Consider the following 322-nt stretch of genomic DNA (forward strand, 5'->3'; position numbering starts at 1 on the left):
CCTTGTTGCTCGAGCACTGGCCACCCACAGCTTTATTGCCTTGGAAGATCTGACTGGGATGAGGCCTCCGGCCCGCTGGCGCGAGCGGGAGCGTGTCAACCAACAGCGGCGCAGCAAGACGGAGCGGCGCCGGGCCAATAGTGAGGCCTACGGCCCGCTAGCGCGAGGGGCGTTCTACCCGTTACAGCGGTTCTTGGAGTCCAAGGCAGCAAGAGCGGGGGTGAAGGTGGTGGCAGTACCACCTGGCTACACTTCGCAAACTTGTCACCGCTGCTTGTGGCTTGGGCAACGGGAAGGGAAGCATTTTCGCTGTGTCAACCCG

Annotated in this window: 1 protein-coding gene; it reads left to right on the plus strand. The window is 62.7% G+C overall.

Going from position 1 to position 322, the window contains the following annotated elements:
* On the plus strand, positions 1 to 322 hold a 322-nt coding region (locus tag NW835_RS13200), incomplete at both ends, for a zinc ribbon domain-containing protein (protein ID WP_414415527.1).

Origin of the sequence: Synechococcus sp. OH2, assembly GCF_047462155.1 — a bacterium.
GTDB lineage: Bacteria > Cyanobacteriota > Cyanobacteriia > Thermostichales > Thermostichaceae > Thermostichus.